Below are 12168 nucleotides of genomic sequence, written 5' to 3'. Positions count from 1 at the left end.
ACTGGAGACATCGCCAACGGCGGTCGAACCAACGACACCACACCAACGTTGAACGGTACCGCCGAAGCCGGCAGTGTTGTGCGTATCTACAACGGCGTCACCTTGCTGGGCAGCGTCGTCGCTACCGGTGGCAACTGGACGTACACGCCAGCGGCATTGACCAACGGCACGACCTATAATTTCAAGGCTACGGCCACCGATGTGGCGGGCAACGTCTCCGCTGATTCGGCGACGCGTCAGATCATTATTGATACCACTGCTCCGAACGCGCCGGTAATTACCAGCGTGATGGATAACGTGGGTAGTGCAACGGGTAATATCGCGAATGGTGGCGATACTGACGACAGCACCCCAACGCTGAACGGTACCGCCGAAGCAGGTAGCACTGTACGTATTACCGTGGATAACGGCACGGTATATAGCGTCACGGCTACTGGTGGTAACTGGACCTGGACGCCGCCTGCAGGACTGGCATTGGGTAACCATACCTTTAGCGTTACGGCAACGGACGCGGCGGGGAATACCAGTGGGGCAACGAGTCGTTCGGTTAATATCGTGTCGCCGGTAACGAGTGGTTTTGAAAACTTCGAAGCGATTGCTCTAAATACGAAGTATGGTGCGGGAGCGCTCGTCACGACGCCGAATGGTTTGAAACTTACGCTGGGTACACCAATGTTTGGTATACCTCCGGAAAATGCGGGGACAGTACTTGGTCAGGGTGTTGGAAGTAGCCATGGGTTAGGTGTTGCTAGTGACTTGTCGCTGCGGTTTGACGGTATGACTGCTGTAAGTTTCCAAATGATTAACGTGAATGATGCTTACCAATCATCGAGAACCAAGACAACATATACGGTTTACGATACCGCAGGCCAGGTTATTACAACCGGGCTATCCGTCAGTGGACTAAATAGTTACACCGCGCCAACCGGGAGATTGATCGGACGTATTGACATTGCGATTGGCTCGTTTAGCACCGGAGTGTCAAATCCACCGATATCACCTGACCTCTATTCTATTGATGATGTCAGATGGACGGCTCCATCGGGTACAACGGCGTTTGGCATTGCTTCTGTAGACGACGAGAGTACCGATACTAGTGGTGTTGAACATCTCGCAGCTCAGGATGAAGCCACTACACCGAACGTTGAAATCCAGGAGCAGGAAGGTAAAGGCGATATCCTGTTGTTAAACGGTGCAGATCAGGTTCTGGATCTCAGCGCGGTAAGTGATCAAGTAAAATCTATTGAAACAGTAGATATTACTGGTAATGGTGATAACACCTTGAATCTAAGTTTGAATGATGTGCTGCACTTTGGTGAGAAAGACTTGTTCATCAACGATGGCAAAGTTCAGATGATGGTGAAAGGTGACGAAGGCGACGTCGTTAATCTCGAAGCAGAGCTTGAGGGCACCGATCCAGCGGACTGGGCGAAAGCGGCAGAAGCCGTGGAAGTTGCAGGCGTCCGTTACGAGGTATACCAGAACAGCGCCATGAACGTTGAACTGCTGGTTCAGGAGGGTGTAACAACCAATCTTCATTAATCCCCTGTAAACCTGACGTCGCTGCCGATAGTGGGCGACGTCAGGCTTCTGGGCTTAACCGATTTTTACTTACCCCCTTTTGAATATCGGCCTCGTTGTGAGGCCGTGGAGAAGTTATGAATGTTTTCAAAACTTGCGCCTTGAGCGTGTTAATCGGCGGCGCTTTTTTCGTGTTGTCCGCTCAGGCTGCAGAGATATTTGGCAAGGGTTATTCTCCTGTTGCAGGGGTGAGCCCGAGCCAGGCGCAGGTGGTGTTTTTCCGCGAGGCTGATCAGGCTGCGGGCAGTGCTAACGTCTATATCGACGGCGAGTTTCAGTCGGCGCTATTGCCTAATGGGTTTACCACTTTCTGCGTTAAACCCGGCACTCACAGCCTGGGGGCTTTCATCAAGGATGCGCCGCTGTATCAAGGCAAACGCGATCAACCTTGGAGTGACACTCTGGAGGCTGGCAAAACTTACTTCCTGAAGGTGGGTAACCAACAAGATGGTAAACCCCAACGGCTAACCCGTGCGGATGCCGAGAAAGCCCTGCGCGCCATGAAGACACAGGTTAATCTGTTGTCGCGCGCATCGGCGGTTGAGGCGTGTCAGTACGTGGAGGAAAAACCTAAGGACTACACGCTTTCGGGCGATGTGTTGTTCCGTTTCGGTAAAGCCGATCGCAGTAACATCACTACGGAAGGACACCGGGCTATTACCGAACTGGTACAAAAAATCCGCGGTGAAAACAGCAGCATTCGCAGCATTCAGGTCACGGGGCATACCGACCAGATTGGCGCCGAGAACACCAATATGCTGCTGGGTCAGCGCCGTGCGGAAACCGTGCGTTTGCTGATGATTCAAGCCGGTATTGCAGCGCGCGACATTACCGCCACGAGTGCCGGTATGGGCGAGCCGGTGGTGACTGACTGCTATGGCAGCAAAGCCGAAAAGATTGCCTGCTATGCGCCAAACCGTCGCGTTAGCGTGCGTGTCGATGGCAGCAGTGCCGCTGCAGAGTGAACAGTGAGTGACGGCGTTAGCCATCACGTCTTAACCGCTCACACCTTGTTGTGATGTTAACTTCGCGGGACGGAATCATCCGTCCCGCGCTTTTTTCCCGGTAAAGGCGTCAGCAATTAATCCCGTTTCGACATTCATGTCCTGCTCTTATCGGCAAAGGACTTCGCTAGTTACTCCTCGTGTATCCCACCTCTTAAGCGCCGGTTCGTTCAACACTCGCGGCCCCGTCGCTCCTTCCCAAACTCTCGTAGGCATTGTCCCAAGCACCTGGCAGGCCCTTGCAATGCCGGCACTCACTTTCCTCCAGAAAACCAATGGCTTATGTCAATTGAATGGTCTTGGCGCTGAGGGGAAAAGCAAATTTGAGACATGTCTTGTCCTGCGCTTCTACGTACCAGTGTCAGAATTTTCTGACTCATGCAGCGATGCCTTTTTTGTGTAGACGCTGTTCAACCTACGTTGATTGCACGGAGAACAGCATATGCGAAATGAAGCCGAGCCGATGGCGGGTGAGGAGGCTGTGGAGGTAAAGCCTTTTACCCGCCTCGACGACAGCCTGCTGCGGAGTGTTTCCTGGATCTGCCACCATTATGGCTTGGGAAAAACAGACCAGGGATTACTGGCCGGTCTACCGCGTGCCGGGTCACTGACACCCTCATTGGCGCTCAAGGCACTGGAAAACGCCGGGTTGACTGGTGGCTTGGTCGAGCGTGGGTTGCAAGAGCTACCCGAGCAAGTGATGCCCATTATTCTCATCCGTGACGGGTCTGCGGGATGCATTGTGCTGTCCCGCCGCGCATTCGTTAATTCGGACGGTAAACGAGACCTGGCGTATCAAATCATACTGCCGGAAGTGAGCGATCAACCGGTCGAAGTACCTCACGCCGAGCTGATGACCTATTACGCCGGTTACGCGATTCTGGTTAAACCCATGGCGAAGGTGGAAACCAGCGATAGCGATCCGTTGCCTCAGCCCAAGGGCCACTGGTTGTTCAGCACGCTGTGGCGCTACCGTCGTTACTACCGAAGTGCCGCGATTGCTGCCGTCCTGGTGAACCTGTTGGCGTTGGCCAGCGTTTTTTTCACGATGAACGTCTATGACCGCGTGATCCCCAACCAGGCATTCGTGACGCTGTGGTCGTTGGCCATCGGTGTGACGTTGGCAATGGTTTTCGAAGCCGTGACCCGCTACATCCGCGCGCATTTGATCGACGTGGCCGGGAAAAAAGCCGACCTGGTACTGGGCAGTATTTTATTCCGACAGGCGCTGGCCGTCCGTATGGAACATAAGCCTGCCTCCTCAGGCAGCTTTGCGAATCAAATCCGCGAATTCGAGTCGGTGCGTGATTTCATCGCCTCAGCCACGCTGGCGGTGATTACCGATCTGCCGTTCGTTTTGCTCTTCCTGGGGGTCATTTTTGCAATCGGTGGGCCACTGGCCTGGATACCGACGCTGATGATCCCGCTGATTATCGTGGTGAGCGTAGGTATTCAGTGGCCGCTTGCCCGAGTCATGAAGGACAACCTGCGAGAAGCCTCCCTGAAACAAGGCGTGCTGATTGAATCCATTGAGGGAATGGAAACGCTGAAATCTACCAACGGTGAAGCCTGGATGCAGCGCCGCTGGCAGAGGTTCAGTGCGATGCAGTCCGCATCGGGAACGAGATCCAAACAATATTCAGCCATTGCGACGGGTGTTGCGGCCTTCTTGCAACAGTTTCAGACAGTAGCGTTGATTGTCACCGGCGTTTATTTGATCGACGCCGGTACGCTGACCATGGGCGCACTGATTGGTACGGTCATGCTCGCCGGTCGCTGTACCGCACCGCTGAGCCAGGTCGTAGGACTGGCAGTCCGTTTTCAGCAGGCCAAAGCCGCACTGGACGCGCTGAATAAACTGATGGAAATGCCTGTCGATCGTGACAAGACCTGTAGCTATCTGCCGCACCCGGAGATCAGCGGGAATATCAAATTACAGGGCGTGAACTTCTCCTATCCCGCCCCACCTATGCAACCGAACCCGGAAGTACTCAAAGGCGTCAGCCTGAGTATCCAAGCCGGAGAGCGCGTGGCGATCATCGGGCGCATCGGCAGTGGCAAATCCACGTTACTGAGACTGATTGCTCGCCTGTACCAACCGGTCAAGGGCCAGATGTTCGCTGACGACCTGGATGTCAGTCAGATCGACCCTGCGGACTGGCATCGGTCCGTGGGTTTCGTGGGCCAGTCCGCACGCCTGTTTCACGGTACGTTGCGTGAGAACGTGATGATTGGTTGCCAGGATGCCACCGCGCGTGAACTGCTGCGCGTCCTCAAACTGACCGGCCTCGACCAGGTAGCCGCCCGGCACCCTGCGGGGATCAATCTGCCCGTCGGTGAGAGCGGTGACAGCTTGTCTGGAGGTCAGCGACAGCTGATTGCCCTGGCCCGGACCTTAATTGCCAATCCCACACTGCTGCTGATGGATGAGCCTACCAGTGCGATGGACTCTCAGACAGAACAGTATTTCATCACTCAGTTGAAACTGGCCGTCCAGCAACAAACGCTCATCGTAGTCACGCATCGTCCATCGATGTTGGCGCTGGTTGACAGAATTATTGTCGTCGAGGAAGGCCAGGTCGTGTTGGACGGACCGAAAGATACGGTGCTGGCGAAGCTGCAGCAAAAGCCCGCGACGCCTGCGGCAAGCCGGGTAAACAGAGTCCATTCCGTGGATGCGGCGATGCCTCCTGCCGGGAATTCATCAACGGCACCTGAACACCAGCCGGCTTCGGTCTGAGAGGGTCATGATGTTATTTAAAGCTAAGAAACAGGAAATTTCGCGCAACGACTCTGCCTTCATGAGTGACATCCATGAGTCGCTGCTCGCACAAACAACACCCGGCTCCAAGCTGGTGCTTTATATGGTCATGTTTGTCCTGGTGGGTGGCCTGGTCTGGGCGCATTTTGCTCGCGTGGAGGAAATTACGCGTGGCGAAGCCAAGGTTATTTCCAAAGGCCGTGAACAGGTGATCCAAAGCCTGGAGGGCGGCATTCTCGCCAGTATGAAAGTGCACGAAGGGGACATTGTCGAGCGTGGGCAAGCGCTGCTGCAGATGGACCCCACTCGGGCTCAGTCCAGTTTCCAGGAAGTGCAAAGTAAAGCTGTCGGCCTAAAGGCCACCATCGCGCGTTTACGCGCAGAGGCGTTCGATATTCCGCTGGTGTTCGACAAGGAGGTGCTTGCCGTTCCTCGCGAAGTGGAACTCGAAACCAGTGCCTACCGATCACGCAAAAAATCCCAGGATGCGAGTGTTGGCGCGTTGCAAAAAAGCTATGAGCTGTCGATGCGAGAAATTGCCCTCGCTGAACCATTGGCCGCTCGGGGGCTGATGTCGGAAGTCGAGCTGCTGCGTATGCGCCGCCAGGCTAACGACCTGATTTCTCAGATAGCAGACCGGAAGAATCGCTTTCAGTCCGAGGCCAATACCGAGCTGACCAAGCTTGAGCTTGAACTGGCCCAGACGACGGAGAACCTGGTCGGACGTGCGGACGTGGTCGAGCGCACCACCATCACCGCGCCGCTGCGTGGCACCGTGAAAAATATCCGCGTCAGCACCATTGGTGGCGTTATACAGCCGGGTGAGCGGATTCTGGAGATCATACCGCTGGAGGATCAACTGCTGGTCGAAGCGCAGATCCGGCCATCCGATGTGGCGTTTCTACACCCAGGACTCAAGGCGACGGTGAAGATCACCGCTTATGACTACGCCATCTACGGCGGCCTTAACGGACAGATTGAGACGATCAGCCCGGACACCCTGAAAGACGATCAGAAAGCCGCCGCCGGGCGCCCTGACGCTATCTATTATCGCGTGATGATTCTGACCGATAAAAGCAGCCTTGAGGCGGGCGGCAAGGCGCTGCCTATCATCCCCGGTATGGTCGCAAACGTCGAAATCAAGACAGGTGAAAAGACCATTCTTGACTACCTGCTGAAGCCAGTTTTCAAGGCTCGTGAAGCCTTTCGTGAGCGTTGATCATGTCTAGAGAAAAAACTTCATGGTATCCAGTGCGTTTGTTGAGTTTATCCATCGCGCTGGCGCTATACGGCTTCAGCGATAACGTTGCACTCGCGTCGGAAGGCGATGATGAATTACTGATGTTTGCCGAGCTACGACACGGTGCGGTCAATAAGCCAGCTCCCGTCGTGCCTGCCAAGCCGTCTCCCGCGCCAGCGGAGGCTCAGCAGAGCACGTCGTTCTCACCCCCCATAATTATGAGTGACGTCGCTCCGGTGCCCCCGGTGGTTATTGCGAGCCAGCCGATTGTCCGCCCTGCTGACGCGCCGTTGCCTACGCCTCCCGAGCCACCCGTTCTACGTGAGACTGCGGCTCCTGTGGTGGTCGTCCCTGCCAAGCCGTCTCCCGCTCCAGTGGAAGTTCAGCAGAGCAAGTCGCTCTCACCCCAGATGATGAGTAGCGTCGACCCGGTGCGCCCGGCGGTTATTGCCAGTCAGCCTATTGTCAGGCCGGCTGATGCACCGTTGCCCAAGCCCTCTGAGCCACCCGTTCAACGTGAGGCTGCGACTCCAGTTGTGAGCGCTCCTTTGGCGACGCCTGTCGTTGACAGGAGCACGCCACAGTCTGAGGGGGTTTCTTTGCTCAACTTACGCGCGAGCGCTGCATTACCCGGCCAACGGAAACCGTCGCGTGCCGAGCTGGAAAATTCGCTTTCCGAAAGTGAAGTCAGGGCTCTGTTTTCCCAAGCGGTCATGCAGGCCCTGAGCATCAACCCAAAAATCCATAGCAGTCGTTCGCAAGCGGACGCTGCTAAAGAGAGTATCGATGAAGCGAAAGGGCAGCGCTGGCCGCAGGTGAATGTTACCAGCAACAGTAAAGGTCTTAACTTCGGCAGTGGTTATCGCCAGGACAATGACAATAAGGACCCTGTATCCCTGAACCTCAACATGGCCACGACTCTGTATGATTTTGGCCAGACCAGTAACACCATCAAAACGCGTGAGGCCCAGGCCGAAGCCGCTACGCTGACGATCAGCGCGGAGTCGGAATCCACCGCATGGGACGTGACCAGTGCGCTGACCGAACTGAGTAAACAACGCTTGGTCATTGCCGTCAGTCAGGATTTCGTCGCGCGTATGAAAGAGTTAACGAAAATGCTGCAAGGGATCGTGGCCGTGGATCAGGGGCGAAAGAGTGAGTTGACCCAGGCAACAGGAAGATTGCTTTCCGCTCAGTCGCAACTTGATGCCGCCGTGGCCAAAGCCCGTGATACGGAGATTATTCTTCAGCGTTTGTTGGGAGAGTCTTCGATTACGTTGCCACCCTCCACCCAGTGGAACTTGCGCCTTCCCGACCCGCAAAGCCAACTGAGTATGGTGGAGTCGCATCCGACTGTTCTGAAAGCGAGGGCCGATAAGCAGGCCGCCGAGCATGAGGCTGCGGTTGTTCGAGCTTCGGGATTACCGACGTTCAGTTGGGTCGTCAGCAAGAACACCGGTCAGGATGAGTTGGGACGCCGACAGGCCTATGAAACAGGTCTACAGGCCAGTTGGGGGCTGTTTCGAGGTGGATCCACCCGGGCTGCAGAGCGTGCTGCACTGGCGCGTGCCGAGGCGAGCAGCTATTTGGTAGAAGATCAGCAACGGGATTTGGAACAGCGGATCAGGGCCGCCAATCAAGATGCCAGCTCATTGCTCGAGCGTGCGGTTCTTTATCATAGCTTGGCCGCGGAGACCAATCGTATTCGGGTGGATTTTTTTGATCAATGGTACCATCTAGGTAAACGTACTTTGCTTGATGTATTAAGTTCGGAGACTGATTACTATAACAACAGGGTCAGTGAAGTAAGCAGCCGTTTTGATGGCTACGCAGCCATCATCCGAAGCTACGCGAGCTCTGGAACCTTGATAAGTTGGTTGAACAATCATTCAATTTGAAGCTGGCATCGTTGTTCGAGTCTTAATGGATGGATGTTTACAATGAGGAAGCAGTTATGATTTCCAATGCGCCCAACGTGCTTCGCGTGGGAGTGGTTGACGATCATCCGTTGGTTCGTAGAGCTGTCGAGTTCAGCCTGGAGCACGAGCCGGATATGGTTCTGACTGCCAGTTGTAAAAGTCGCGATGAAATCATTCCCTACCTGGACAGTGGGGTAGTTGATGTTCTTGTGCTCGACTACATGCTTGAGGGCAGTAAGAGCATGGATGGTCTTCAGCTGGTTAAACACCTGATGTTGCACTACCCAGATATAAAGATTTTATTGTATTCCTCTGTTGAAAGCGCTGCCGTGGTCCAGTTGGTGGTAAAGGCGGGGGTGAAAGGCTTTATTGGGAAGAGTAAAGAGCTGGAAGAGTTGATCGATGCTATTCGCCATGTAGCCACTGGAAAGCTTTTTTTGACTGCCGATATGCAACACGAACTGGACAAGTTTGCCGTCGCAGAAAAAAGTATGCTGCCTTTTGTTCCTGTTCGACCTGAAGGCGAAGAGGCTGAAATTTCGCTTCGTGAGTTATCACCGAAGGAATTGGAGGTTATTCGCTACTTTCTGGGTGGGCTGAGTGTTTCAGCTATCGGATTAAAACTGAGCCGTAGTCGTAAAACGATCAGTGGACAAAAGCAGTCTGCCTTGCGCAAACTTGGTTTGGACAGCGATTCTGAACTGTTTAAATTTAAAGACCTGTTTATTGGTTGATTACCGGGGATACTCCCCATCAGAAAAAACGTGTTCAGGCGGTTTAGAATCTTTAGGGCGTAAGGCACGCCCTAAAGATTATTCATTATCGGGCTTGGCGAATCACAAGCTGCGACAGACGAGTCTTGACTCGGAAGCAGAACTCACGAATTTGAAATTGATAGCCCGGCATCGCCATATCGTTGATGTCAGGACTGATTGAGTCTTTGATCTGCATGTATTTATTGGTCTTGCTGGCGATGGTCTGGAATTCAGCCTCGTATTTATCGTAAGACGCTTTGTTGTAGAGCTTTAGTGTATCCAGCTCTTTACGGCATTGTTGGACGCGCAGCTGGTTTGAGCTGAGTGCGGATTCTGGTTGAGCCGCCGCCGATGCGGTAGGGGTTGCGGTTTCCGAGCTGGTATTCGCAGATGCGGTTTCGTATCGGATTGGCGGAGTTGCTGCTGGCGGTGCGGGTACACGGGAGGCTTGCTGGGCGACAGCAGGCGCTGGTGTCACGCTGGGTTTTTCTGGGGTTTTTGTAGCGCATCCCGAGACCGCAAGCCCTACCAATACAACCATGCCGGAAATCTTTTTCATCGGTTTCACCAAGGAGTCATTATTGTTGCCTGAGTTGTTACGTTCTGGGTGACGGTAATAACTCATTCAATGATTGAGTGTCAGCTTCTAGCCTCAAGGTACTCAGTCTCTCCCTGTGAGTGCGTAGACGAAGGATACTAGTAAAAAAACAAGGGAATGACGAGTAAAGGCTGTCAGAATCGCTACAAATTTATGTAGGAATCATGGACGAGGTCCGCTGGTTGGAGACGCGACCACCTGCATCGCTCCAGCTTTGAACTCATCGACGAGAAAGAAAGGTACGCCGAGGAGCCACTCGCCATTCTTTACCGTAGCGTAATACCGGACCGTCATGCCTTGGCGGATCAGATCTACCGGTTGCCGCTCTCCCGCGGGCAGTTCGCATTGACCTCTAAGGCTGGAGTAAGAGGTGTTGCTGCCGACATGGAACGCGGCTTGCTGCCACCTGATTGGCTTATGTTGCGGCCAACGCTGCGCGTGATGAAAACCAAATATCTCGTCATGGCTTAACAGGCTTTCCCTGATCGTCGGCCACAGGACTTGGCGAAGAAAGGATTGATCGGTGAAACGCTCGCTGCCCTGATACTGATGGATAAATGCCCGCATCATCCCTTCGACAGGCGGGAAGCACCCATTCACACCACCCCACATCCCTGCCAGCAATAACTCCGTATGGGTGAAATAGTCGCGCATATGGTGGAAGTGAAAGGGTGAGTCCAACCACTCTTCTACCGCTGCGGCTTCGCGCTCTGAAAGAAGGGAGTCAGCATCTCGAACGATGAAACGCTCAACACTCGGGTCATCCATGACCAGAAAGCGCCAAAGGGTCGGTAATATTTCTTTTTCATCGCTCATGTCGATCAGCACCATTCCTGCGTTTTGCAGGCGGGTCTTGACGTGGTCCGGAACGCTGTTATCCAGATAAACCCTGCACGTCCAGGCGGGGTAGAGTTCACGAGCAAGCGAGGCATTCTCGATCAACGTTTCGCAGTAACGTGGCTGATCACCGTAAAGACTGTATGCAATCACGTTTTTTTCAGGATGGCTGGCATCGAATGGTTTTACTGGCGTCTGTGATAGCTCCCACTTTTTGCAATCTTTCAGGGCGTTGTCAGCAGACGTCAGTGACTCGTTTCCGTAACGACGCAACTCATCCGTTTTACCTAACCAACCACAAACCTCGGTCAGTCCGTCAAGCCATGTAGCCGACGCGTTGGCACGTTGCGGGGACTGATAGATTTGCCGGTAGGCGTTATACGAAGCTGCATGTTTGCCTTCCCGCAACAGACACAATGCATAGTCACTGAACACCGACATATTTCCCGGCATCATGCTCAGTGCTTTTTCACAGCAAAGGCGAGCGGCAGAGTAATCCTGTTGTGCCATCGCGTGGCGAAACTGAGCCGCAAATGAGCTCAATTTGCTCTGTGAGGGAATATTGCGTGGCTGAAATGGACGCGCTGGCTGTGATTGGCGCACGGGATGGCCTCGTGACATAAAATATGTCCACCATGTTAAGCCCGTGCCGGGTGTATCGCCCTTGCGAAACGTCTCAAAAACGTCATCCCAATGACCGTCTGATGAAGGGCGGGCCGATTCTATCGGCAAGAATACAGCCCGCGCAGTTCAGCCTTTACGCGCGCCTTGCAGGGCCAGCTTGATCAGAGGGATCAACCCGGCACCCAATCGCACCAGGCGCGTCAGGCTGCTGATACTGCCGCCCTTGGCGCCTTTGCCGGTAAAAAAGCCCAGCAGCGTCACCGCCGCCACGCCCCATAGCGGCGCATGCTTGATGCCCAGGCTGTCTTGCCAGTTATGGCGTATGTCGCGCATTTTGTGCAGGGGCGCTAGCAGTTGTTGGGATTCGTGGCGAATCTCCTGGCGATGCATTTCCATGCGCAGGCGGATTAACGCCTTGCGCATTTCCCGGCGTGAAGTGGAGGGTGGGATTTCAGTCAAGCTCATGGCAGCAGGCGCTCCCGGTCATTGGCCAACTCTTCAAGCGTGGCGTGGAAGGGCGTGGATTCATCGAAGATCGCCGCTTTCAAGCGCAACCCGCAGAACGCTGCGGCCAGGATGTAAAACACGCAGAGACTGATGATCCCCGTGAGCCGGTAGGTGTCCCATACCAGGATCATCACCAGCGCCGACAACCCCACCAGCAACAGTAGGGCAAACACCAGCGCCAGCCCGGCAAACAACAACAGGCTGACGGTGCGCGCCTTCTGTTCCTGCAGTTCGATGCCAAACAGTTCGACGTGGCTGTGCAACAAGCCCAGAACGGCCGCGCCCAGGCGTCGTGAGGTTGAGCTTGCGCCCTTGGACGACTCGGTTTCGCCGATAGACATG

General features: G+C 54.5%; 10 protein-coding genes. 6 read left to right on the top strand and 4 right to left on the bottom strand.

Annotated elements, in window-relative coordinates; genetic code table 11:
- From AC07V4_RS10920 to AC07V4_RS10895, 6 genes are all read left to right on the top strand, one after another.
- The coding region (locus tag AC07V4_RS10920; protein ID WP_493075018.1) for an Ig-like domain-containing protein at positions 1–1542 on the top strand (1542 nt) is incomplete at its 5' end.
- Positions 1543–1658: 116 nt separating this feature from the next.
- A complete protein-coding gene (locus AC07V4_RS10915; protein ID WP_492636314.1) occupies positions 1659–2546 on the top strand; it encodes an OmpA family protein in 888 nt (295 codons plus the stop codon).
- Positions 2547–3027: 481 nt separating this feature from the next.
- Entirely contained in the window at positions 3028–5325 is a 2298-nt protein-coding gene (locus AC07V4_RS10910; protein ID WP_492636315.1) for a type I secretion system permease/ATPase, read from the top strand.
- 7 nt (positions 5326–5332) lie between these two features.
- Positions 5333–6565 (top strand): HlyD family type I secretion periplasmic adaptor subunit, encoded by a 1233-nt coding sequence (locus tag AC07V4_RS10905; RefSeq protein ID WP_431751429.1) that lies wholly within the window; start codon positions 5333–5335, stop codon positions 6563–6565.
- Between the two features lie 2 nt (positions 6566–6567).
- Positions 6568–8484: a TolC family protein gene (locus AC07V4_RS10900; RefSeq protein ID WP_492636316.1), complete on the top strand. Its 1917-nt coding sequence runs from the start codon at positions 6568–6570 to the stop codon at positions 8482–8484.
- Between the two features lie 56 nt (positions 8485–8540).
- A complete protein-coding gene (locus AC07V4_RS10895; protein WP_492636317.1) occupies positions 8541–9239 on the top strand; it encodes a response regulator in 699 nt (232 codons plus the stop codon).
- An 85-nt stretch (positions 9240–9324) separates the two neighbouring features.
- Here AC07V4_RS10895 and AC07V4_RS10890 read toward each other — a convergent pair whose 3' ends face one another.
- The 4 genes from AC07V4_RS10890 to AC07V4_RS10875 form a co-directional block, all read right to left on the bottom strand.
- The gene (locus AC07V4_RS10890; protein WP_492636318.1) at positions 9325–9819 is read right to left on the bottom strand and encodes a YuaE family lipoprotein; all 495 of its coding nucleotides are present in this window, start codon (positions 9817–9819) and stop codon (positions 9325–9327) included.
- A 201-nt stretch (positions 9820–10020) separates the two neighbouring features.
- The gene (locus AC07V4_RS10885; protein WP_492636319.1) at positions 10021–11298 is read right to left on the bottom strand and encodes a hypothetical protein; all 1278 of its coding nucleotides are present in this window, start codon (positions 11296–11298) and stop codon (positions 10021–10023) included.
- Between the two features lie 147 nt (positions 11299–11445).
- A complete protein-coding gene (locus tag AC07V4_RS10880; RefSeq protein ID WP_492636320.1) occupies positions 11446–11784 on the bottom strand; it encodes a hypothetical protein in 339 nt (112 codons plus the stop codon).
- Positions 11781–12167: a phage holin family protein gene (locus tag AC07V4_RS10875; protein WP_492636321.1), complete on the bottom strand. Its 387-nt coding sequence runs from the start codon at positions 12165–12167 to the stop codon at positions 11781–11783. Before AC07V4_RS10875 ends, AC07V4_RS10880 begins: the two co-directional genes overlap by 4 nt.
- Position 12168: the final 1 nt, after the last annotated feature.

The organism is Pseudomonas sp. GW821-FHT03A09, from assembly GCF_059421065.1.
The sequence above is the reverse complement of the archived record's forward strand: the minus strand, read 5'-3'. Positions and strand labels throughout refer to the sequence as shown.

What these genes read in the sequence shown, in the direction of transcription:
- AC07V4_RS10910 (WP_492636315.1), top strand. Translation starts at nt 3,028, where the DNA reads ATGCGAAATGAAGCCGAGCCGATGGCGGGTGAGGAGGCTGTGGAGGTA.
- AC07V4_RS10875 (WP_492636321.1), bottom strand. Translation starts at nt 12,167, where the DNA reads ATGTCTATCGGCGAAACCGAGTCGTCCAAGGGCGCAAGCTCAACCTCA.
- AC07V4_RS10915 (WP_492636314.1), top strand. Translation starts at nt 1,659, where the DNA reads ATGAATGTTTTCAAAACTTGCGCCTTGAGCGTGTTAATCGGCGGCGCT.
- AC07V4_RS10905 (WP_431751429.1), top strand. Translation starts at nt 5,333, where the DNA reads ATGATGTTATTTAAAGCTAAGAAACAGGAAATTTCGCGCAACGACTCT.
- AC07V4_RS10895 (WP_492636317.1), top strand. Translation starts at nt 8,541, where the DNA reads ATGATTTCCAATGCGCCCAACGTGCTTCGCGTGGGAGTGGTTGACGAT.
- AC07V4_RS10890 (WP_492636318.1), bottom strand. Translation starts at nt 9,819, where the DNA reads ATGAAAAAGATTTCCGGCATGGTTGTATTGGTAGGGCTTGCGGTCTCG.
- AC07V4_RS10900 (WP_492636316.1), top strand. Translation starts at nt 6,568, where the DNA reads ATGTCTAGAGAAAAAACTTCATGGTATCCAGTGCGTTTGTTGAGTTTA.
- AC07V4_RS10880 (WP_492636320.1), bottom strand. Translation starts at nt 11,784, where the DNA reads ATGAGCTTGACTGAAATCCCACCCTCCACTTCACGCCGGGAAATGCGC.